At 31.0% G+C, this 20639-nt stretch carries 23 protein-coding genes and 1 riboswitch; of the genes, 20 read left to right on the plus strand and 3 right to left on the minus strand.

Annotation, left to right across the window (positions count from 1 at the left end; all coding sequences use genetic code 11):
* Positions 1-162 precede the first annotated feature (162 nt).
* From LPC11_RS04090 to yidC, 6 genes are all read left to right on the plus strand, one after another.
* A complete protein-coding gene (locus LPC11_RS04090) occupies positions 163-894 on the plus strand; it encodes a transglycosylase family protein (RefSeq protein WP_023373314.1) in 732 nt (243 codons plus the stop codon).
* 163 nt (positions 895-1057) lie between these two features.
* A riboswitch (TPP riboswitch) is annotated at positions 1058-1159 on the plus strand.
* 77 nt (positions 1160-1236) lie between these two features.
* The gene (tenA, locus tag LPC11_RS04095; protein WP_023373312.1) at positions 1237-1926 is read left to right on the plus strand and encodes a thiaminase II; all 690 of its coding nucleotides are present in this window, start codon (positions 1237-1239) and stop codon (positions 1924-1926) included.
* Positions 1919-2740 carry a bifunctional hydroxymethylpyrimidine kinase/phosphomethylpyrimidine kinase gene (gene thiD, locus LPC11_RS04100; RefSeq protein ID WP_023373310.1) on the plus strand — a complete coding sequence of 274 codons (822 nt, stop codon included), beginning with the start codon at positions 1919-1921 and terminating at the stop codon, positions 2738-2740. Before tenA ends, thiD begins: the two co-directional genes overlap by 8 nt.
* Entirely contained in the window at positions 2733-3524 is a 792-nt protein-coding gene (thiM, locus tag LPC11_RS04105; protein ID WP_023373308.1) for a hydroxyethylthiazole kinase, read from the plus strand. The genes thiD and thiM overlap by 8 nt, the downstream gene beginning before the upstream one ends.
* Positions 3525-4166, plus strand: coding sequence for a thiamine phosphate synthase (thiE, locus tag LPC11_RS04110; protein WP_023373306.1), 642 nt, complete (start codon positions 3525-3527; stop codon positions 4164-4166). It begins immediately after the preceding gene.
* 88 nt (positions 4167-4254) lie between these two features.
* Positions 4255-5124 (plus strand): membrane protein insertase YidC, encoded by an 870-nt coding sequence (yidC, locus tag LPC11_RS04115; RefSeq protein WP_002466746.1) that lies wholly within the window; start codon positions 4255-4257, stop codon positions 5122-5124.
* A 39-nt stretch (positions 5125-5163) separates the two neighbouring features.
* On the opposite strand, the gene LPC11_RS04120 is transcribed toward yidC, so the two are convergent.
* Together LPC11_RS04120 and cls are read right to left on the minus strand one after the other, a co-directional pair.
* Positions 5164-5808 carry an HD domain-containing protein gene (locus LPC11_RS04120; RefSeq protein WP_023373305.1) on the minus strand — a complete coding sequence of 215 codons (645 nt, stop codon included), beginning with the start codon at positions 5806-5808 and terminating at the stop codon, positions 5164-5166.
* 121 nt (positions 5809-5929) lie between these two features.
* Entirely contained in the window at positions 5930-7414 is a 1485-nt protein-coding gene (gene cls / locus LPC11_RS04125; protein WP_023373303.1) for a cardiolipin synthase, read from the minus strand.
* A gap of 188 nt (positions 7415-7602) precedes the next feature.
* Here cls and csoR point away from each other — a divergent pair, with 188 nt between their 5' ends.
* The 3 genes from csoR (at position 7603) to LPC11_RS04140 (ending at position 8389) form a co-directional block, all read left to right on the plus strand.
* Positions 7603-7896: a copper-sensing transcriptional repressor CsoR gene (gene csoR, locus LPC11_RS04130; protein ID WP_002466760.1), complete on the plus strand. Its 294-nt coding sequence runs from the start codon at positions 7603-7605 to the stop codon at positions 7894-7896.
* 10 nt (positions 7897-7906) lie between these two features.
* Complete coding sequence (gene csoZ, locus LPC11_RS04135) at positions 7907-8113, plus strand: putative copper chaperone CsoZ (RefSeq protein WP_023373301.1); 207 nt, start codon at positions 7907-7909, stop codon at positions 8111-8113.
* Between the two features lie 138 nt (positions 8114-8251).
* Positions 8252-8389 (plus strand): Lmo0850 family protein, encoded by a 138-nt coding sequence (locus LPC11_RS04140; protein ID WP_002466770.1) that lies wholly within the window; start codon positions 8252-8254, stop codon positions 8387-8389.
* Positions 8390-8528: 139 nt separating this feature from the next.
* On the opposite strand, the gene LPC11_RS04145 is transcribed toward LPC11_RS04140, so the two are convergent.
* Positions 8529-9719, minus strand: coding sequence for an FtsW/RodA/SpoVE family cell cycle protein (locus LPC11_RS04145; protein WP_023373299.1), 1191 nt, complete (start codon positions 9717-9719; stop codon positions 8529-8531).
* A gap of 356 nt (positions 9720-10075) precedes the next feature.
* Here LPC11_RS04145 and LPC11_RS04150 point away from each other — a divergent pair, with 356 nt between their 5' ends.
* The 11 genes from LPC11_RS04150 (at position 10076) to LPC11_RS04200 (ending at position 20581) form a co-directional block, all read left to right on the plus strand.
* The gene (locus LPC11_RS04150; RefSeq protein ID WP_023373297.1) at positions 10076-11146 is read left to right on the plus strand and encodes a D-alanine--D-alanine ligase; all 1071 of its coding nucleotides are present in this window, start codon (positions 10076-10078) and stop codon (positions 11144-11146) included.
* A gap of 15 nt (positions 11147-11161) precedes the next feature.
* Positions 11162-12523, plus strand: a complete 1362-nt coding sequence (locus tag LPC11_RS04155; RefSeq protein WP_023373295.1) for a UDP-N-acetylmuramoyl-tripeptide--D-alanyl-D-alanine ligase — start codon at positions 11162-11164, stop codon at positions 12521-12523.
* A 297-nt stretch (positions 12524-12820) separates the two neighbouring features.
* Positions 12821-14350: a degradosome RNA helicase CshA gene (gene cshA / locus LPC11_RS04160; protein WP_015364831.1), complete on the plus strand. Its 1530-nt coding sequence runs from the start codon at positions 12821-12823 to the stop codon at positions 14348-14350.
* A 199-nt stretch (positions 14351-14549) separates the two neighbouring features.
* Entirely contained in the window at positions 14550-15023 is a 474-nt protein-coding gene (locus tag LPC11_RS04165; protein ID WP_023373293.1) for a PH domain-containing protein, read from the plus strand.
* Complete coding sequence (locus LPC11_RS04170) at positions 15016-16542, plus strand: PH domain-containing protein (protein WP_023373291.1); 1527 nt, start codon at positions 15016-15018, stop codon at positions 16540-16542. Before LPC11_RS04165 ends, LPC11_RS04170 begins: the two co-directional genes overlap by 8 nt.
* Positions 16543-16654: 112 nt before the next feature.
* Complete coding sequence (locus LPC11_RS04175) at positions 16655-17026, plus strand: PH domain-containing protein (protein WP_226956363.1); 372 nt, start codon at positions 16655-16657, stop codon at positions 17024-17026.
* 32 nt (positions 17027-17058) lie between these two features.
* A complete protein-coding gene (acpS, locus tag LPC11_RS04180) occupies positions 17059-17433 on the plus strand; it encodes a holo-ACP synthase (protein ID WP_023373287.1) in 375 nt (124 codons plus the stop codon).
* A 51-nt stretch (positions 17434-17484) separates the two neighbouring features.
* On the plus strand, positions 17485-18633 hold the full coding sequence (alr, locus tag LPC11_RS04185) for an alanine racemase (RefSeq protein WP_231307362.1): 1149 nt from the start codon (positions 17485-17487) through the stop codon (positions 18631-18633).
* A 91-nt stretch (positions 18634-18724) separates the two neighbouring features.
* Complete coding sequence (gene mazE, locus LPC11_RS04190; protein ID WP_002451626.1) at positions 18725-18895, plus strand: type II toxin-antitoxin system antitoxin MazE; 171 nt, start codon at positions 18725-18727, stop codon at positions 18893-18895.
* Positions 18892-19254: a type II toxin-antitoxin system PemK/MazF family toxin gene (locus LPC11_RS04195; protein WP_002451625.1), complete on the plus strand. Its 363-nt coding sequence runs from the start codon at positions 18892-18894 to the stop codon at positions 19252-19254. The genes mazE and LPC11_RS04195 overlap by 4 nt, the downstream gene beginning before the upstream one ends.
* Positions 19255-19579: 325 nt before the next feature.
* On the plus strand, positions 19580-20581 hold the full coding sequence (locus LPC11_RS04200; protein WP_023373284.1) for a SpoIIE family protein phosphatase: 1002 nt from the start codon (positions 19580-19582) through the stop codon (positions 20579-20581).
* Positions 20582-20639 lie beyond the last annotated feature (58 nt).

Below are 20639 nucleotides of genomic sequence, written 5' to 3' on the forward strand. Positions count from 1 at the left end.
GACGAATAATTTAATATTACACCTATATATGATGTAATTAGGACGTAAAAAAAAGGCTTCCTTTTTTATTTGGCTGTAACCTACAGTGTATCTATAGATGTTAAAGTTGTATTTGTAAATTAGTTAAAGAAAACAAATCACTTTTAGGAGGATTTTTTAATAATGAAAAAGACAATTATCGCATCATCATTAGCAGTAGGATTAGGCGTTGTAGCAGGTAACGCTGGACACGACGCACACGCAAGTGAAGCAAATATCAATGAAGCTGAATTAGCTCAAAAAGCACAATCAAATGATCAATCATTAAACGAAAGCCCTATCCAAGAAGGCGCTTATAACTATACATTCGATTATAATGGTTTCACATATCATTTTGAATCAGATGGTTCAAACTTCTCATGGGATTTCCACCAATCTGGTCAATCAAGTGAAGCTTCAAATACTCAAGCTCAACCACAACAAGATGTAAGTGAACAAGCTTCAGCATCAACTAACCAAACTTCAGCAGAAGAAGTTAGTAATCAACAACAATCAAATTCAGCTCAACCTGAACAAGTTTCTGCTCCACAAACTGAGCAAACTCAACAACCACAACAAGAAGCTACTACTTCAAACAATGAATCAAGCTCAAGTGAAGCTTCAAGTGGTTCATCAGTAAACGTTAATGACCACTTAAAACAAATCGCACAACGTGAATCAGGTGGCGACATCCACGCTATAAACCCATCAACAGGTGCTTCAGGTAAGTATCAATTCTTACAATCTACATGGGATTCAGTAGCTCCATCTGAGTACAAAGGTCAACCAGCTTCTAGCGCTCCTGAACATGTTCAAGACGCTGCAGCTCAAAAATTATATGATACAGCTGGCCCAAGCCAATGGGTTACTGCATAATATAGTTTTCATTAAACATCCTATCATTAGATAGGGTGTTTTTTATTATATGAAAAATTTGATTTAGTTTTTATATTTGTTAAAAGATATTTTGGTATACATTTTTTTATAATTGAATTTATATGTTACATTTGCTATTGTAATAATTGAAAATCATTAAAAATAAAACTACTAGGGGAGCCTATAAAGGCTGAGATGAATTTAATTCAGACCCTTAAAACCTGATTTGGTTAGTACCAACGGAGGAAAGTAGTGTAACATATTAACGGTATAAAGTTGTGCCTTAATTTTGCTACTTTCCACGTTTGGAAAGTAGTTTTTTTATTTCAAGGAGGCAATTTTATGAGTTTTTCTAAAAATTTAAGAGTGGCAGCACAACCTATTATTGAAGATATTTATAATGATGGTTTTATTCAAGATTTATTACATGGCGAATTATCTAAACAAGCGGTGAGACAATATTTACGTGCAGATGCATCTTATTTAAAAGAATTTGCTAATCTATATGCACTATTAATCCCTAAAGTACATAATATGGATGATGTTAAATTTTTAGTTGAACAGATTGAGTTTTTATTAGAAGGCGAAGTAGAAGCACATGAAATTTTAGCTTCATTTATAAATGAACCTTATCATGAGATTGTTAAAGAAAAAGTATGGCCACCAAGTGGTGACCATTATATTAAACATATGTATTATAATGCCTATGCACATGAAAATGCGGCATATACTATTGCAGCAATGGCACCATGTCCATATGTATATGCGGTAATCGGTAAAAGAGCTATGAAGGACAATCAACTTAATAAAGATTCAATTACATCAAATTGGTTTGAATTTTATAGTACAGAAATGGATGCATTAGTAAATTTATTTGATGAGCTAATGGATCGATTAACAGAAAATTGTACTTCAGAAGAAAAAGAAGAGATTAAGGAAAATTTCTTACAAAGTACTATTCACGAAAGAAACTTTTTCAATATGGCCTATGTAGATGAAAAATGGAATTTTAGAGGTGACAAATATGAATAAACCTAAAATTGCTTTAACTATTGCAGGTACTGATCCAACTGGTGGTGCTGGTGTAATGGCTGATTTGAAGTCATTCCATTCTTGTGGTGTTTATGGAATGGCAGCTATAACGAGTATTGTAGCCCAGAATACAATGTGGGTAGACCATATTCATAATTTGGAGACATCGTGGGTTAAAGAGCAATTGGATAGTGTATTTAATGATGAACTTCCTCATGCAATTAAAACAGGAATGATTGCTACAGAAGAGACGATGCAATTAATCAAGAGTTATTTAGAAGAATATCCTACAATTCCATACGTGATTGATCCTGTCATGCTAGCAAAAAGTGGGGATTCGTTGATGGATGATCAAACCAAACAAAAGTTGCAAAATACCTTATTGCCACTAGCTGATGTTGTTACGCCTAATATTCCAGAAGCGGAAGAAATCACTGGTATAAAGATTGATACTGAAGAAAACATTAGAAAAGCAGGAGATATATTTATCAATGAAATTGGAAGCAAGGGTGTAGTCATTAAAGGTGGACATTCTGCTGAATTAAATAATGCTAAAGATTTTTTATTTACAAAAGATGGCGTATATACATTTGAAGATGAACGATTTGATACTAAACATACACACGGTACAGGTTGTACGTTTTCAGCTGTCATTGCTGCCGAACTAGCTAAAGGTCGTAGTATTTATGAAGCAGTAGAAAAAGCAAAAAAATTTATTTCGTTAAGTATCAAATATACCCCTGAGATTGGTAAAGGTCGTGGCCCAGTCAATCATTTTGCCTATCTTAAGAAAGTAGGTTTAGAGGATGAATAATTTAGAAAAGCTTAGAAATGAGAATCCTTTAATTGTTTGTTATACAAACGATGTAGTAAAGAATTTTACTGCAAATGGATTATTAAGTATTGGTGCAAGTCCGGCAATGAGTGAAGCACCAGAAGAGGCTGAAGATTTTTATCAAGTTGCGAGTGGATTACTAATTAATATAGGTACGCTTACACATAATAATGAAGCGGATTTAATTAAGATAGGTAAAATTGCAAATCAACTTGGTACACCAATTGTTTTTGATCCTGTCGCAGTAGGAGCGTCACAATATAGAAAAGATTTTTGTGAAAACTTTTTAAATGAAGTAAAAGTTGCAGTGATTAAAGGCAACGCTTCAGAAATCTTGACGCTCATTGATACCAATACAACAATGAAGGGGACTGATGGAGATAGTTCGCTAAATGCAATAGATATTGCTAAGAAGGCTTATCAAAAATATCAAACTGCAATTGTAATCACAGGAAAAGAAGATATTGTTGTTCAAGATGACAAAGTGACTAAACTTTCAAACGGCTCACCAATGTCTACTAAAATTACAGGTGCTGGTTGCCTATTAGGTGGAATTATTGCTAGTTTCCTATTTAGAAATCATCATCCTCAACAAGAAACACTTGTCGAAGCCGTTGGTTTTTATAATATTGCTGGAGAAGTTGCTGAGAACGCAGATCATGTCAAAGGTCCTGGCTCATTTTTGCCTGAATTGTTAGATCAATTGTATTTATTGAATTATCAAACCTATAAAAAATTTGTTAGCAAAGAAGAGGTTGAATAAATGTCATTTAAAGCTTCAGATTTAAAAATTTACTTTATATGTGGAACTCAAGATATACCAGAAAATCAAACTATTCAAGATATCCTTACACAAGCTTTAGAAGCTGGCATTACGATGTTTCAATTTAGAGAAAAAGGTGACAAAGCTTTAACTGGATTGAATAAAGAAAAATTAGCTAAAGAGTTACAAGCGCTATGTAACTCATATTCTGTACCATTTATTGTTAACGATGATGTGTCTCTAGCTAAGCGTATTAATGCTGATGGTATTCATGTTGGTCAAGATGATGATGATGTTAAAGCATTTTCAAATGACTTTCATGATAAGATTATTGGTCTTAGTGTTGGTAATTTGGATGAATATGAAAAATCAGATCTCACTAATGTTGACTACATTGGAGTTGGACCAATGTTTGAAACACCTTCTAAAAGTGATGCTAGTGCACCTGTAGGACCAGATATGATCAAACAATTAAGACAAAAATTAGGTGATTTTCCTATGGTTGCAATTGGAGGTATTACTGAGAAGAATGTAGCACTTATTGCTAACGCAGGGGCTGATGGTATTTCAGTGATTTCAGCAATTAGTAGAAGTAACAATATTGACAACACTGTTAATGAATTCAAGAAATATTTCAATTAATCTTTAATTTTTTCCACTTTTTGTTTTATCCTAGAGTATGAGTATGATAGAATAAATCCTATGTGAATATTACAATAGAGGTGGAAAAATGAAGAAAAAAGCGTTGCTACCTTTGTTTTTAGGTTTAATGGTCTTTTTAGCAGGCTGTGATTATTCAAAACCTGGAGCTCGTAGTGGATTTTTCTATAATACGTTCGTTGATCCAATGAAACACTTATTACAGTGGTTGGGTAACGATGTTTTACACAATGATTATGGTTTAGCTATTATCATATTAGTATTTGTTATTCGTCTTGTGTTACTTCCATTCATGTTATCAAACTATAAAAATAGTCATATGATGCGTGAAAAAATGAAAGTTGCTAAACCTGAAGTAGATGGTATTCAGGAAAAGGTTAAACGTGCACGTACTCAAGAAGAGAAAATGGCGGCTAACCAAGAATTAATGGAAGTTTATAAAAAATATGATATGAATCCAATGAAGAGTATGCTAGGTTGTTTACCAATGCTCATTCAAATGCCTATTATCATGGGATTATACTTTGTTCTTAAGGACAAGTTAGTTAGTGGCTTATCTGTACACCCTCATTTCTTATGGTTTAATTTAACTAAACCAGATATTTGGATTACAATTATTGCCGGTGTACTTTACTTTATTCAAGCATATGTTTCAAGTAAAACAATGCCACAAGAACAACGTCAAATGGGTTACATGATGATGATTGTATCACCAATCATGATTATTTGGATTTCTTTAAGTTCAGCTTCAGCATTAGGTTTATATTGGTCTGTCAGTGCAGCATTCTTAGTTGTACAAACACACTTTGCTAATATGTATTATTCTAAACTTGCTAAAAAAGAAGTTGAACCATTACTTGAAAAATTTGATCAAGACGGCAAGTCATCAAATAAAAAAGGTAAAAATACTCAAGTTGTTTCAAAGAAAAATAAAAAATAATTCAAAAAAACCAGCAAATCAATGATTTGCTGGTTTTTCTCATATATAGTGCCATTCGTCAAAGAACTGGGAAACAAAAGTCTTCATAAATTCATGACGTTGAATTGCTATATGCTTAGCAGTTTTAGTATGCATTAAATCTTTAAGTTTAAATAACTTTTCATAAAAGTGTTTAATTGCGGACGGCGGTAATTGAGTTAGAGTAGAGTCACTGAAATTATCAGGCACTTTTGTTTCCGTCCACATAGGTTCATTAAAATAACCTGCAAATTGAAATGTCCTAGCAATACCAATAGCACCTATGGCATCTAAACGGTCGGCATCTCTTACAATTTGACCTTCAGTTGATAATTCAATAAAGTTGTTTGAGCCTTTCTTAAAACTCATATTCTCAATAATATGTATAACATGATTTTGATCATCTTTAGATAATTCGATATCACTTAAAAATTTTATTAAGTTGTTTTTACCTTGTTGTTCATTTACTAATTTAGGATCAATCGTATCGTGTAGAATACTCGATATTTCAATGATAAATGGTTGTTCAAAACCTTCATTCTTAGCAATATATTTTGCTAATGCATGTACACGATTAACATGTTCAACATCATGACCACTGTAATCATTTTTATGGAATTCTTTCATATATTTTAAAGCCATTTGAATTCGTTCTTCATTGTTCATTAATAAACATCCTTTCATAACGAAACCTGAGACAACAATAGGTATTGGTCTCAGGTTTATTTTTATTCTGATTACATATATTTTAGTTTTACAATCAAATCTCATTTATAGAGCCCTAGTATTATAAAATAGGAGATAAGAGTTGTGATATACCTTCTTTAAATTTGATCCATAAACTACGTGATGCATATTTTTCCTTAGTTAATTGATCTGATACTTTCATATCTTCTATGAAGGCTTGTTTTAAAGAACGAGCTATACCTTCGTCATATATAAAGGCATTAACCTCAAAATTTAGTGTAAAACTTCTATGGTCCATATTGGCAGTACCAACACTTGCGACTTCATCATCAATAATTAATGTTTTGGAATGTAAAAACCCATTATTGTACTGATATACATTGACACCTGCTTCTAAAAGAGAAGCGACATTTTTTAATGTTGCCCAATAAACAAATGGATGATCGGGCATATTTGGAGTCATAATATTGACTTCTACACCACCAAGTGCAGCAATTTTGATAGAATCTAAAAATGCTTGGTCGGGAATGAAATAAGGTGATTGGATATAAATCGATTTTTTAGCAGAAGAAATCATTTTTAAATATCCATATTTAATTTGCTCCCATTCTTCATCAGGACCACTAGAAGCTATTTGTATTCCAACAGTGCCACCTGAGTTGACATCTGGGAAATAGCGATCTTCGTAAGTAATATTGTCACGTGTAGATTGAGAGTTCCAATCTAGGATGAACCTTAATTGAAGTGCATTCACTGCATCTCCTTCAACACGTAAATGTGTATCACGCCAATATCCGAATTTTTTAGATTTACCTAAATATTCGTCACCAACATTAAATCCACCCACATATCCAATTTTGCCGTCTATCACAACAATTTTACGGTGGTTTCGATTATTCATACGTAAATTAATAAGGGGGAGTTTTGATGGGAAAAAGGCTTCTGCATGGCCACCTTTTTCGCGAAATGCTTTCAAATCTTTTTTTCTTAAATCTCTTGAACCCATATCATCATATAACATTTTAACTTCAATACCAGCTTCAGCTTTATCCTCTAAAGCTTTCAAAATGGTCTTACCAAGTTCATCGCTGTGAAAGATATAGTATTGAATATGTATATAATCTTTAGCTTTTTTAATATCTTCTAATAAATCATCAAATTTTTGATGACCGTCTGTATATATCATTAAATCATTATCAGTTGTTAAAAAGGCTGCATTATTATATAACAACATTTGAACCATTTCTTTAAACTTAACAATTTGATGATTTCCCTTTGAAAAGTTTTGATCTTTTATGGCTTCCAGTTGTTCATCGACAATCATCTCAAGACCAACTTTATCGTCTTTATCCAATGTAAAAATATGATCTCTTTGAATCTGACGGCCAAAAAGTAGATATAATATAAAACCTAATAAAGGTAAAAAGACAAGGACTAATAACCATGCCCATATTGAATTAGCACTGCGTCTTTCCATAAAGATAATGGTAAAGGCGAAAGCTAAGTTCAAAATAAAAGCTCCAATCAAAATAATATTGATAATAAGATTGGAATGAGCGAAAGTCATTGTGAATATTTCGACCATAAAATTCCTCCTTATTATATTATTTGTAATAAAATTTAATTGATTTAACAAAAGTTTTTAACTACATAATTGTACCATGAAGTCATATTTTTATCATTATACTGATTGCACTAATAAGTGCGTCTATCATTGACTAAATAGTATTAGAGAAGTAGGATAATAAGGAAATCAATAAAGAGGTGACTCAAGTGACAGAACAAGATCATGCACATCACTCTGAACAAATTAAAGTAAATTTAAAATCGAGATTAAACCGTATTGAAGGTCAAGTTAGAGCTATTAATCGAATGATAGAAGAGGATGTTTATTGCGATGATGTGCTAACTCAAATTAGAGCTACACGTTCTGCATTAAATAGTGTAGCCACTAAATTATTAGAGCAACATATGAAAAGTTGTATTGCAGATAAAGTAAATCAGGGCCATCAAGAAGAAGCAATGGAAGAACTACTCGTTACATTTCAAAAACTAATGAAAGATTGAGGGATATCAAGTGCAACAAAAAATTGTATATACAGCTGGAATAGAAACACAGGAACAATCTGATGCTATAAAAAATCTTTTAACTGAAATGATAGGTGTACATCAAGTTGAAATCGATATCAATACTGGAAATATTTCAATTGAATTTGAAACACCTGCAAATTTAAATAGTATTGAAAAAGAAATTTATGATGCTGGATTCAAAGTGCTCTATTAATCATAGGCAAATTCAGGTTATTGAACATATTTTTAAGTTATAAAAAGTAAAGATTATATTAAATTTTAAAAATCATGTAGTAAAGTAGTTTGAATTGGGGTATGATTAGTATGAAGTCAACCAAACGAGGTGTTGTTAGTGAAGAATTCAGAGAAAATTCAAAATGTGGTCAATTTATTATCATCATTAGGTGTAAATATTAAAAAAACTAAATCTCGTTTAGACATTATTAATACGCTACCTACAACAAATCAAATCAGTCACGAATGTAAATAAGTGAACTTGATTTAGGATTTTGGTTAGTAAGTACACTTAAATTTTGTATGTGAGTCGCTGATTTTAATTGGCGACTTTTTTAGTAAAGAAATAGAGACAGTCCATGAATGGACTGTCTCTATTTTTATATGAAATCAAATTATTCTTTTAAAGTTTCGTACTTTTTAGGTTCATGGTAGTAAATAGATAAGATGACACCAATTCCAGTCATCAAACTCCATAATGAGCTACCACCATAACTAATAAATGGTAAAGGTATACCCGTAATTGGTAACAATTGAACGGTCATTCCAATATTTTGTAGAACATGGAATACAATAAGTGATACATACCCTATAATAAATACTTTGTTATATTGATCATTAATCCGACTTGCTAACCTAATTAAATGAAAGACTAGAATTAAAAATAACAAAATGAGAATAACTGATCCTATGAATCCCATTTCTTCGCCAATTACAGAGAAAATGAAATCGGTATGATTTTCAGGTATATAAACTTCACCATGATTATAACCTTTACCAAATAGTTGGCCTGAACCAATGGCCTTTAATGATTCAGTTAAGTGATAACCATCTCCACTACTATATGAATATGGATCTAACCATGAATTGATTCGTCCCATTTGATACATCTTTATACCTAATAAGTTTTCTATTAATGATGGCTTGAAAAGAATAGTAAGTATAATTGATGAACCAATTACGATTACTGTAATGAAAATTGGAGCAAGTAATCTCCATGTAATTCCACTAACTAGCATAATTCCTGCTATGATTGCACAAATAACTAGCGTTGTTCCTAAATCATTTTGTAATAATATTAACGCCATTGGAATAATGGACACGCCTATAATTTTGAAAAATAATGTTAAATCTGATTGAAATGACTTATTAAATGTAAATTGATTATGTCGTGCCACAACTTTCGATAAAGCTAATATAAGTATAATTTTCATGAATTCAGAAGGTTGGATACTAATTGGTCCAAAGCTATACCAACTTTTGGCACCATTAATAACTGGTGTGATAGGTGTTTCTGGCAATATTAAAAGTCCTAATAATAATATACAAAAAATTCCATAAAGCAAATATGTATAATTTCTAATCTTTTTAGGTGAAACAAACATAATTATTATGGCCATTATTGCACCTAGAATGTAGTACATTATTTGTCTGATTCCAAAGTTAGCACTATATTGTCCGCCGCCCATGGCAGAACTGATTAATGTAACACTTATTATAGCTAACAATGTAATGATTGCTACTAAAATCCAGTCTACTTTAAGTAGCCAATGTTTGTTAGGCTGTTGACGGGATGAATATTTCATAATTTACTCCTTTTACTACAAGTGATGAGATATTTGGTAATGGATTATCCAAAATGATAATCTTTCATCTTTCATCCATAATTATATAACGATTTTACATGACTTTATAGAAATTTGCTAGAATATCAAGTCTAAATGCAATAACCAATTTATTTCATAGAAAGTATTAGATTAAATATAGGTTTGGTTAAACAACTTTGCCATATATATTAATAGATTATAAAATGCAAAAGTCCTATCAAATATGATAATATTAAGTTTCAGAGAAGACTTTGTATATTAAAAATACATATAATTAAAAGTAAATTTTAAAATGATAAGACGTTATTCCATAGCGTATATTGGAGGAAAACGAAATGACAAAAGAAAACATTTGTATCGTTTACGGAGGAAAAAGTGCAGAGCATGATGTATCAATTTTAACTGCTCAAAATGTATTAAATGCAATTGATAAAGATAAATATCAAGTTGATATTATTTATATAACAAATGATGGTGAATGGAAGAAACAAGATAACATCACTAATGAAATAGAATCAACAGAGGATCTAAGAATTGATAATATCCCAACTGGTGAAATTTCTCAATTACTAAGCAAGGGAAGTTCAGGACAAGCATATGATGCTGTATTCCCATTATTACATGGTCCCAATGGGGAAGATGGTACGATTCAAGGTTTATTTGAAGTGCTCGACATTCCTTATGTAGGGAATGGCGTTTTAGCTGCATCAAGTTCAATGGATAAACTAGTTATGAAACAATTATTTGAACATAGAGGATTACCACAATTACCATACATTAGTTTCTTAAGAAGTGAATTTGAAAAATATGAGAACAACATTCTTAAATTAGTTAATGATAAATTAAGTTACCCAGTTTTTGTTAAACCTGCAAACTTAGGTTCAAGTGTAGGTATTAGTAAATGTAATAATGAAGATGAATTAAAATTAGGTATTAAAGAAGCATTCCAATTTGACCGTAAATTAGTCATAGAGCAAGGTGTTAATGCGCGTGAAATAGAAGTTGCAGTTTTAGGTAACGATTATCCTGAAACAACATGGCCAGGTGAAGTTGTTAAAGATGTAGCGTTCTATGATTATAAATCGAAATATAAAGATGGAAAAATACAATTACAGATCCCCGCAGATTTAGATCAAGAGGTACAAATGACATTGAGAAACATGGCATTAGAAGCATTTAAAGCAACAGACTGTTCAGGTTTAGTACGTGCAGATTTCTTTGTTACTGAAGATAATCAAATTTATATTAACGAAACGAATGCAATGCCAGGATTTACATCATTTAGTATGTATCCAAGTCTTTGGGAAAACATGGGACTTTCATATGCAGATTTAATTGCCAAATTAATTGATTTAGCTAAAGAAAGACATGAAGATAAAAAGAAAAACAAATATAAAATAGATTAAACGGAGTTGCTTGAAATGATTAACATAACATTAAAACAAATTAAAGCATGGATTGATTGTGAAATAGATGAACAATATCTTAATCGATCCATACAAGGTGTCACTATTGATTCCAGAGCGATAAAAAAAGATATGTTATTTATACCTTTTAAAGGTGAAAACGTCGATGGTCATCGTTTCGTTGAACAAGCACTCAAAGATGGTGCAGGTGCATCATTTTATCAAAAGGATGTTTCACTGTCCGAGAATATCGAAGGACCTATCATATGGGTAGATGATACGTTACAAGCATTGCAAGATTTAGCTAAAGCGTATTTAAAATATGTTAATCCTAAGGTCATTGCTGTTACAGGCTCCAATGGTAAAACAACAACCAAAGATATGATTGAAAGTGTACTCAATACAGAGTTTAAAGTGAAAAAGACACAAGGTAACTATAATAATGAAATTGGTATGCCTTTAACTATTTTAGATTTAGATAAAGACACTGATATTTCTATTTTAGAAATGGGAATGTCAGGATTCCATGAAATTGAATTATTATCTACGATTGCTGAACCGGACATTGCTGTAATTACTAATATTGGTGAATCCCATATGCAAGATTTAGGTTCTCGTGAAGGCATTGCTCAAGCTAAGTCAGAAATTACAATTGGCTTAAAACCAAATGGTACATTTATCTATGATGGTGATGAACCATTATTAAAGCCACATGTCGAACAAATAAAACAAGCTAAGTGTATTAGCATTGGTTTAGAACAAGGCAATTCATTAGTTTGTAGTGTAAATGAAGATGTTGATACAGAAGGTATTGCCTTTACAATTAATCATCAGCAACAATATGAATTACCTATATTAGGTATTCATAATATGAAAAACGCTGCTATAGCCATTGCAGTAGGACAAGAATTGGGACTATCATATGAAACCATTCAACACAATATTAAACGTGTTAAATTAACGGGCATGAGAATGGAACGTCATGAAACTGAGCGACAAGTTACTGTAATTAATGATGCATATAATGCAAGTCCGACAAGTATGAAAGCAGCTATAGATACACTTAGCAACATGAATGGTCGTAAAATTATTGTGCTTGGTGATGTTCTTGAATTAGGTGACAATAGTCAAAGTATGCATGAAGAGGTTGGAACCTATTTACAGAATAAACATATCGATCAATTAATAACATTTGGTAGTGAAGCAGCATTTATTTACAATACAGGTAAGCAATATGTTGATGAAGCACATCATTTTAAAGATAAAGATAAGCTTATATCTCATATGACACATGTCGTTCAACCAGAGGATAAAGTATTAATCAAAGGTTCAAGGGGTATGAAATTAGAAGAAGTAGTAGATGCATTAATTAAATAAGACTAAAGCCATTGTAGTAAGACTCATGTTAATTTCTCAAATATTTGGGAATAACATAGTAGTCTTACTATTTTTATTTAAAAAATAAAATATATTTATGAAACGCTTCCATTTAATATAAAACACCAGTTTAAAAGGAAAAATTTCATAATTATAGGGCATGATTCATCACAATATGCCAACTGCTTTATTGCTATAATAAATGTTAGGTGGTACTATTAAGAAGTTGATAAAACATAAATGAACATATATGCAAAAAAGTATATTGAGAAATAAACATGTAAAAGGAGAATTATTTTGCAAAATTTTAAAGAACTAGGGATTTCGGATAAAACGGTTCAAACACTTGAATCTATGGGGTTTAAAGAGCCAACTCCTATCCAAAAAGATAGTATCCCTTATGCGTTAGAAGGACATGACATCCTTGGACAAGCCCAAACAGGTACTGGTAAAACGGGTGCGTTTGGTATACCTTTAATTGAAAAGGTTGTTGGAGAACAAGGTGTTCAATCGTTAATTCTAGCGCCTACTAGAGAATTAGCTATGCAAGTTGCAGAGCAATTAAAAGTATTTAGTAAAGGTCAAAACGTACAAGTTGTTACGGTATTTGGTGGTATGCCTATCGAGCGCCAAATTAAAGCCTTGAAAAAAGGACCACAAATTGTTGTAGGTACACCAGGACGTGTAATTGACCATTTAAATAGACGCACATTAAAAACTAATGACATTCATACACTTATCTTAGACGAAGCGGATGAAATGATGAACATGGGATTCATCGATGATATGAGATTTATCATGGATAAAATTCCAGCTGAACAACGTCAAACAATGCTTTTCTCAGCTACTATGCCAAAAGCTATTCAAACATTAGTACAACAATTCATGAAAACACCAAAAATTATTAAAACAATGAATAATGAAATGTCCGATCCACAAATCGACGAATACTATACAATTGTTAAAGAATTAGAGAAGTTCGACACATTCACTAATTTCTTAGACGTACATCAACCAGAACTTGCAATTGTGTTTGGTCGTACAAAACGTCGTGTAGACGAATTAACAAGCGCGTTACTTTCTAAAGGATATAAAGCTGAAGGGTTACATGGTGACATCACGCAAGCTAAACGTTTAGAAGTATTGAAAAAATTCAAAAATGATCAAATTGACATTCTTGTAGCAACAGATGTAGCAGCACGTGGTTTAGATATCTCAGGCGTTAGTCATGTTTATAACTTTGACATTCCTCAAGATACTGAAAGTTATACACACAGAATTGGACGTACTGGTCGTGCTGGTAAAGAAGGTATCGCAGTTACTTTTGTAAATCCAATTGAAATGGATTACATTCGACAAATCGAAGATGCTAACAATAGAAGAATGACAGCTTTAAGACCGCCTCATCGTAAAGAAGTATTGAAAGCAAGAGAAGACGATATTAAAGAAAAAGTTCAAAACTGGATGTCTAAAGACAATGAACCTCGTTTACAAAGAATTTCAACTGAACTACTTGAAGAATACAATGATGTTGAGTTAGTTGCATCATTATTACAAGAGTTAGTAGAAGCAAATGATGAAGTTGAAGTTCAATTAACTTTTGAAAAACCACTTTCACGTAAAGGTCGCAATTCAAAAGGCAACAATAACTCTAGAAGAGGCAACAATAAACGCGGTGGCGGTAAGTTTGATAATAAAAACAGACGTTCATCAAAAGGTTTTGCTTCTAAGAAAAATGGTAACAAGAAATTTGACCGCAAAGATAAATCATCTCAAGGTTCAAACAAAACAATGAAAGGTCGCACATTTGCTGACCATCAAAAATAATTAATTTATCAATACTCAATATATATTTGTATTAAAAATAGAGCATGCATTTAGATTAAACTAAATGTATGCTTTTTTATTTTGTTTGTACAATGTACTAAAGTAAATTTGATTTAAAGTACGTTAATAAGTAATGAGGAGCATTTAGAAGGGAAATTGTCTATGATATAATGTGACTAAAATGAAAAGGAGCTTATTAATGGATAATACATTTCATAAAAGTCCAAAAAATGCTTTGATATACTATTTTATAACCTCAGGACTTAACTTGATTTTTGAAATTATTATTTTTACTATTCTATTTTATTTATGGAATCAATTTAATTGGTGGCACTTCATCATTTACATATATTTCCTTTTATGGGGGATAAGTTTCATTAGATTCTTTTATGTTCCTTTAATCAATTATTACTTTTTATATTATCGAATTCATCATAATATTTTAGAGATTAAATCTACTTTTTTCTTTAAACGTCAAGATATCACTAAAGTAGAAAGACTTCAATTCTTACAAATTAGTACTAATCCGCTAGCTAAAATATTTAAAATTAATGAAGTTTCATTTATTTCTGCAGGACATTCTATTGAACTACCTTTTGTATCTGAAAAAGAAGCAGAATATATAGAAGAACAAATTTTTAGTCAGTTGAGGGGAGCTGAATATGATGTTTAGCCCACAAAAATTACATCCGATTTCTTATATATCAGGCTTAATTGAAGCTTTTAAACAAAATATTATTGTAATTATTATATTTTTAGTTTTTAACTTTAAAGACTTTGATTTCACCAATATTCGTGAATATATTGTACCTGCAGTGTTGTCAATATTTTTCTTAATATCATTTATTGGACAAATATTGAAAGTTTATCAGACGAGATATTGGATTGAAAATAATCATTTTATATTAACAACAGGTATTTTTAACAAAGAACGTAAAGAATTAGATATCAGTCGTATTCAATCTGTAGATACATCACAAAGTATGATTAACCAAATCGTAGGTGGTGTTCAATTACAAATCAAAACACCAAGTGATGGGATAGAATTATCAACCATATCCAAATCACAAAGTATTGAATTAGAACAAACAATCAAAGATATCCAGGTACAATTGGCAGATCCCGAAATTGAAATAGATGCCAATAGTATTAATAATACTGATGAAAATAATGAATTACATAATAATGAATCGTTTGATAAGTCATCAAAAAAGCGTCGAGTATTTAAATTGTCAATCAAAGATTTAATTTTAATGTCATTAACAAGTGGCGCTATAGGAATTGCCATAGCAGCTATTTCACCTATTATAGGCAGTGTGTCTAATATTATTCCGTGGAAGAGTATTACTGAAGAAATAACTCATTTGGCTAATGCTATCGCATTAATTGTAAGTATCATCATTGGAGTGATATTAGTAGCGAGTTATATCATAGGTGCACTTATCAATTTCATTAGATATTTTGGATATACATTATCTCAAGAGAATCATCAGTTAAAAATACAATATGGTTTGTTTACTAAAAAGAATATAACAGTACCATCAGATCGTATTCAAGCAGTTGTCGAACATCAATCATATATAAGGAAATTATTCGGTTATACAGCTATACATGTATTGATTACGAGTGATTTTGAAGAGAAGATGGAAGATGATTCGTCTATAGGTGGAAACATTATGATTATTCCTTTCATTAAACGTAAAGAGGCATATGGAATAATTAAGGCATTAATTCCAGAAATGGATTTCAAACCTGCACATAAAGGTATGTCTTGGAGAGGTTTCCATAGACACTTTTTAATACCTTCACTGATATTGATTTTAATTGGTAGCATAGGGTTTTACTATTGGTCAGCTTGGTCTTTTTTAATAATAGGTGTAATTATTTTAGCATTAATTATTAAGGCATTACTTTATATTCGTTTATCTGGATTTCAACTTGAAAATGACGAACTGACTATACAGAAAGTGAATTTGTTTAGTATTAAAAGATATTATTTAAAATACGATAAAATTATAGGGATGGAAATCAAAGCTCATCCGTTTTTAATAAGAAATCATTTAGGTAATTTCAATTTTTTAATTTCTAAAGGTGCTACAAATCAATCTATTGGATTAAAATTCTTAGATGAAAATTCAATAGAAAACCTTAAAAAATGGTATGTCGGAGGCGATCAACGTGTCGAATTATAATTATATGGATGATAATGCTAAGAAATCTATGATTTTGGCTAATTCAATATGGTTGATCATACTTTTACTTGTTTTGATATGCATTCTAGTTTTAAATTGGAAGTTTTTGCATTTGACAGATAGCAGGTCAATCGCAATTGGAGGTTTAACACTTTTACTTGTTTGCAGTATTACAATGTTGCTTGTCATACCTACACTTAGATATAAGAATTTTAAATATAAAATAAAGAATAATGAGATACATGTAAGAAAAGGAATCATCTTTATTAATACTAATATTATACCGTTTTTTAGAATTCAAAATATTGATATAAGCGAAGGATTTATTATGAGAAAATATCGATTAGCTACAATTACTTTATCAACAGCAGGTGGTAACTCTGAATTATTACTCATAAACAAAGATAAAGCTGAAGAAATCAAACATTTAATTAAAGAAAGACGAAATAGTGAAAATCTGAAACAAAATGATGTAAAATTGTAAGAATAGAATGATAAAAGATAACGAGGCGTCCTATGATATATGGTATTGGATTAGATTTAATAGAAATTGAGAGAATTGAAAAAGTTTATTATAAGCAAAAACAGAAGTTTGTTGAACGTATTTTATCTAAAGAAGAACAACTCAAATTTAATGGTTTTTCACAACAAAAAAGAAAGATTGAGTATCTTGCAGGGAGATTTGCTACTAAAGAAGCGTTTAGTAAAGCCCTAGGAACTGGTTTAGGGAAAACAATTGCATTTCATGATATCAACTGCTATAACGATCATCTTGGGAAACCATGTATCGACTATAGTGGTTTTCGGGTTCATGTGAGTATTACCCATACTGAAAATTACGCGATGAGTCAAGTTCTTTTAGAAATACAAGATGATAATGATGATATGTAGGCTAACTTATTTGTATTCGCTTTGTTAGGTTTTAAAGGAGGTAATGACATTATGTCAGAAAAATTTTACAGATCGACGTATTTAAATATAGATTTGAATGCAATCTTATCTAATTATCAAACCTTTGATAAATTGCATGCTAATAAGACTGTTATATCAGTCATTAAAGCTAATGGTTATGGTTTAGGTAGTGTAAGAATTGCACAACACTTAATGGAGAATGGTGCTTCATTTTTTGCTGTTGCAACATTAGATGAAGCAATAGAACTACGTATGCACGGTATTAAAGCTAAAATTTTAATTTTAGGAGTAATTCCACCTAAAGATATTAATAAAGCTATACAACACCGTGTCGCATTGACAGTCCCTTCAAAATCATGGTTAAAAGAAGCAATTAAGAATATATCAGATGAAAATGAAAAAGCGCTTTGGTTACATTTAAAACTTGATACGGGTATGGGTAGACTAGGTATGAAGGATGTTGAAGAATACAAAGAGGTTATAGATATTATTAGCAAATATGATCAACTTGTATTTGAAGGTGTATATACTCATTTTGGATGTGCTGACGAACCTGGAGATTCGATGGCTACACAATATCAAAAATTCAAAGAACTTGTAGAACAAGTTGAAAAACCAACTTATATACACACTCAAAATTCAGCAGGCGCTCTATTAATGGATGGTCAGTTCTGCAATGCGATTCGTTTAGGTATATCTCTTTACGGATATTACCCTTCAGAATATGTTAAAGACAATGTTAAAGTACATTTGAAACCAAGCGCACAGTTAGTAAGTGAAATTGTACAAACTAAAACATTAAATGTTGGAGACTCTGTAAGTTATGGTAGCACTTTTACTGCAACGGAGCCAACGAGAATAGCAGTATTACCAATTGGTTATGCAGACGGTTATTTACGTTCAATGCAAGGATCAAATGTAAACGTGAATGGTCATCAATGCGAAGTAATAGGAAGAGTATGTATGGATCAAACGATGGTCAAAATTCCTGATACAGTAAAAGTCGGAGATAAAGTAATCCTATTAGATAACCATGTGGACACAGACCAATCAGTTGAAGCATTAGCTAATCAGCAAGATACAATAAATTATGAAGTTCTATGTAATTTATCAAGACGATTACCTCGCATTTATCATATAGAAGATGATACAGAGATAACTAATGAATTATTAAAATAAGTATAGTCACTGTTTTCAAAATTTGTTATTATTAAGTTAAATTAAGAAATCTTAATAATGCAACTTTTGGAATCAGATGGAGGTTCTTTGTATGTTATCTTTTAATCAAAATAGAAGTTACAGTTTAGAGCAATCTTTAAAAGAAGGTTATGCACAAATGGCTGATTTAAATCTCTCCCTAGCAACCGAAGCTTTTCCTATTGAGTGTGAAGCGTGCGATTGCAATGAAACATATTTAACTTCTAACGCTAAGAATGAATGATTAGAAGAGGAGATGTTTATCTAGCAGATTTATCGCCTGTTCAAGGGTCAGAACAAGGGGGAGTAAGACCCGTCGTCATTATCCAAAATGACACAGGCAATAAATATAGTCCTACTGTTATTGTTGCTGCAATTACTGGAAGGATTAATAAAGCTAAGATACCTACACATGTTGAAATTGAAAAGAAAAAGTACAAACTTGATAAGGACTCAGTTATTTTACTAGAACAAATTCGTACTTTAGATAAAAATCGTTTAAAAGAAAAACTCACATATTTGTCTGATAACAAAATGAAAGAAGTAGATTACGCCCTAGACATCAGTCTAGGTTTACATAATTTCAATCATTCTAAGACATAATTAATTGTATGTATTATTCCAATACAAATAAAATAATGAAATAAAAGACAATAACTTTATAATAATTACAACTGCTTAAATGTATAAAAAGAGATTTATTTATCACGTTGAGCCTTGAATTTTTAACATATTATGAGCAATGATAGTTATTTCGAAGTATTATTTATTATAAAAGGATGTCTTAAGTTTTACGGCTTTAGGTATTCCATCCCTAAAGTCTTTTTTAGATGTATAGAAGTTTTAGTTTTTTTTACTAATTATAAAAAAGATATATTGATTGAACGTTAGAAATTGAGCGTTGAAGTTGTATTGAGGAGGCAAAATCGTGGAAGAATTTAAAAAAGATTATAAAAAATTGATTGATGAAAGTTTAAGCACGAATAATAAAACTCAATTAATAAAAAAGTGTGAAGAATTTACTAATGAAGTTATAAAAAAGGATATTTTGCCAGAAGATATTGTTGAAATACATAAAAATTATATATCTTCATTAGACGTTACTGATCACGAAGCGCTTGGTACTTTAGATGTACTACAAGAAGTTGTAAAAGGCTTTGGTTATAGTTATAGAGATTACCAAAAATTAGTGAATAAACTACAATACCACGATAAAGAAATAGATTTAGCTTCTAGACTTCAACAAACTATGTTGAAAACAGATATCCCTCAATTCGATAGTATTCAAATTGGTGTGATATCAGTTGCAGCTCAAAAGGTAAGTGGTGATTATTTTAACTTAATTGACCACAATGACGGTACTATGAGTTTTGCAGTTGCAGATGTCATTGGAAAAGGAATACCAGCTGCGCTAGCAATGAGCATGATAAAATTCGGAATGGACTCATATGGACATTCTCAGTTACCAAGTGAAGGGTTAAAGAGGCTCAATCGAGTTGTAGAAAAAAACGTCAATCAGAATATGTTTGTTACGATGTTCTATGGTTTGTATGAAGAGATGAACCATTTATTATATTGTAGTTCAGCTGGACATGAACCAGGCTATGTATATAGAGCAGAAACTGAAGAGTTTCAAGAAATTGAAGTAAGAGGCCGTGTTTTAGGTGTTAATCAACAAACAAGATATAGTCAGCAGGAAATTCCAATCTATATTGATGATTTGGTGATTATTTTTACTGATGGCGTTACAGAAGCAAGAAATAAAGAAGGCGAATTTATTAAGAAAGATACCTTATTAAATTTAATCAAGAAATATAAACATATGCACCCTCAAGATATTGTGCAAATAATTTATGAAGCAATATTAAAAGTACAAAATCCTAATAAAAAAGATGATATGACTATTTTAATTATTAAAAGAGTAAATTAAATTTTATTTTATGATTAAGTAACGTTAACTTTGGGTATAATTATTCTTGAATAGTAAA

This window comes from Staphylococcus sp. HL28 (genome assembly GCF_021117155.1).
Classification (GTDB): Bacteria; Bacillota; Bacilli; order Staphylococcales; family Staphylococcaceae; genus Staphylococcus; species Staphylococcus warneri.

Bases quoted from the DNA above. Each gene is read 5' to 3' on its own strand.
- LPC11_RS04090 (WP_023373314.1), top strand. From the start codon at position 163: ATGAAAAAGACAATTATCGCATCATCATTAGCAGTAGGATTAGGCGTT.
- tenA (WP_023373312.1), top strand. From the start codon at position 1,237: ATGAGTTTTTCTAAAAATTTAAGAGTGGCAGCACAACCTATTATTGAA.
- thiD (WP_023373310.1), top strand. From the start codon at position 1,919: ATGAATAAACCTAAAATTGCTTTAACTATTGCAGGTACTGATCCAACT.
- thiM (WP_023373308.1), top strand. From the start codon at position 2,733: ATGAATAATTTAGAAAAGCTTAGAAATGAGAATCCTTTAATTGTTTGT.
- thiE (WP_023373306.1), top strand. From the start codon at position 3,525: ATGTCATTTAAAGCTTCAGATTTAAAAATTTACTTTATATGTGGAACT.
- yidC (WP_002466746.1), top strand. From the start codon at position 4,255: ATGAAGAAAAAAGCGTTGCTACCTTTGTTTTTAGGTTTAATGGTCTTT.
- LPC11_RS04120 (WP_023373305.1), bottom strand. From the start codon at position 5,808: ATGAACAATGAAGAACGAATTCAAATGGCTTTAAAATATATGAAAGAA.
- cls (WP_023373303.1), bottom strand. From the start codon at position 7,414: ATGGTCGAAATATTCACAATGACTTTCGCTCATTCCAATCTTATTATC.
- LPC11_RS04145 (WP_023373299.1), bottom strand. From the start codon at position 9,719: ATGAAATATTCATCCCGTCAACAGCCTAACAAACATTGGCTACTTAAA.
- LPC11_RS04150 (WP_023373297.1), top strand. From the start codon at position 10,076: ATGACAAAAGAAAACATTTGTATCGTTTACGGAGGAAAAAGTGCAGAG.
- LPC11_RS04155 (WP_023373295.1), top strand. From the start codon at position 11,162: ATGATTAACATAACATTAAAACAAATTAAAGCATGGATTGATTGTGAA.
- LPC11_RS04165 (WP_023373293.1), top strand. From the start codon at position 14,550: ATGGATAATACATTTCATAAAAGTCCAAAAAATGCTTTGATATACTAT.
- LPC11_RS04170 (WP_023373291.1), top strand. From the start codon at position 15,016: ATGTTTAGCCCACAAAAATTACATCCGATTTCTTATATATCAGGCTTA.
- acpS (WP_023373287.1), top strand. From the start codon at position 17,059: ATGATATATGGTATTGGATTAGATTTAATAGAAATTGAGAGAATTGAA.
- alr (WP_231307362.1), top strand. From the start codon at position 17,485: ATGTCAGAAAAATTTTACAGATCGACGTATTTAAATATAGATTTGAAT.
- mazE (WP_002451626.1), top strand. From the start codon at position 18,725: ATGTTATCTTTTAATCAAAATAGAAGTTACAGTTTAGAGCAATCTTTA.
- LPC11_RS04195 (WP_002451625.1), top strand. From the start codon at position 18,892: ATGATTAGAAGAGGAGATGTTTATCTAGCAGATTTATCGCCTGTTCAA.